Source organism: Viscerimonas tarda, from assembly GCF_054601255.1.
Window position 1 is genome coordinate 1 of record NZ_BAAHWV010000122.1, and the last position, 1,514, is coordinate 1,514.

General features: G+C 42.8%; 2 protein-coding genes. One reads left to right on the forward strand and one right to left on the reverse strand.

The window, feature by feature from the left end:
- Positions 1-1,121, forward strand: a 1,121-nt coding sequence (locus ACYPWY_RS16200) for a phage integrase SAM-like domain-containing protein (protein WP_459686583.1), incomplete at its 5' end; no start/stop codon positions are given.
- Positions 1,122-1,189: 68 nt separating this feature from the next.
- Here the strand turns inward: ACYPWY_RS16200 and ACYPWY_RS16205 are convergent.
- Positions 1,190-1,363, reverse strand: coding sequence for a histone H1 (locus ACYPWY_RS16205; protein ID WP_459686584.1), 174 nt, complete (start codon positions 1,361-1,363; stop codon positions 1,190-1,192).
- Between the last annotated feature and the right edge of the window lie 151 nt (positions 1,364-1,514).

Genomic DNA, 1,514 nt, shown 5'->3' on the forward strand with positions numbered 1-1,514 from the left:
CCAAATCGCCTGAAGCCACCGAAAAAAACAAGGCACTTGCAGACCTGAGGGAAAAGTACGAAACAGTTGCCAAGCAATGGGACAAGGAAGGCAAACAATGGTCTCCCCGCCAGTTATCGCACTGCTTTGAAACGGAAAAGAAGAAAAAGGAAGCTGTCAAGGTTTTACCGGTTTCGGAATGCATTGATGCGATTGTAGAAAAACTGAAGCTGCGGAAACGCTTTAAAAACGGGAAAGTCCTGACCAGTGTCAGTACGGCGAAGAGCTATACCTATCTCAAGGATTCCCTGTGCAAGTTTACGGAAGAGCAGTACGGCAGAAAATTCTCCACCTACTTTTTCAACGAAATTACAGAGGAATTTATCAATGATTTTATCCTCTATACGCAGGAACAGGGAGTCCGGAACGGCAATGAAGCGGGACTGGTTCTCAAATTGAAGACCCTGTATGGCGTATTTTGTTATTCCGGCAGAATGAACATGCCGGATACTGATGTCAGCGTCTTCAAAGGTACCGGCCATTTAGTTAAAAACAAGCGGAAGAAATGGAAACCTCAAACCATCAGTTACGATTTGATATGTAAAATGGAAACGATGGATAAAAGCAAGTTCTCAAAGCTGGAACGATTTTACATTGATATTTTCCTGTTCAGCTTTTACGCGGGCGGCATCATTGGTATTGACGTCTGCTTTTTAACATGGTCGTGTATCGAAGACAATATCATTCAGCGGGAAAGAATTAAATTTCCCAGGGAATCCAAAATGCCGTTCAACGACAAGGCGAAAGCTATTGTGGAAAAATACAGGGACAGATGTTTCGGTGATTACGTTTTACCGTTGTTTAACCACAAGCATATTACGGAAGAAAAGCAGCGCAACCGTCTCCGGGGTATCAATGTCAATATGACCAATACACTCAAAAAGGTGGCGAAGAAACTCCGGTGCGAAGAGTTTCACTGGTATGCAGCTCGCGGTTCATTTATTACCAAAATGCTGGACGAGATGTACCACCCGATAGCGGTAGCCGAGTTTGCCGGCAACACTCCCCAGACTATCTACAACCATTACTGGAAACAAACCAAGCATGAAGATGTGCTGGCTGACATGAACCGGATGTTCTGAAAAAGTAAACGGGATTATATATGAAAATATACAGTCCCGTTTTTTCTTTTGCAGGAATCAACCTTTTATTATTTAGCCGCTTCGATAGACGCCTTGCGAAACTCCTTGAGGGCTTTTTCGATAGCCAATGAAGTTTTGCGGGCACGGGTTCCAGCTGCTTTGTTCCCGTTTTCTACCTGTGCCGTCGCGTCTTTTTGAAAATCTGCGAAAAGTTGATTCAAATTTACTGTTAAATCTTTCATGATTTCTACTATTAAAAAATTTCGCGCAAAGGTAGCGGATTTTCCGGTAATATTCCTGTAAAACACAAAAATATCCGGCAACCGGATACAAAAACGGCGGCAAATACTTAACTTTGCAGCGACATATTGTAAAAGAATAGCGTTTAGCTTA

What these genes read in the sequence shown, in the direction of transcription:
- ACYPWY_RS16205 (WP_459686584.1), bottom strand. Translation starts at nt 1,363, where the DNA reads ATGAAAGATTTAACAGTAAATTTGAATCAACTTTTCGCAGATTTTCAA.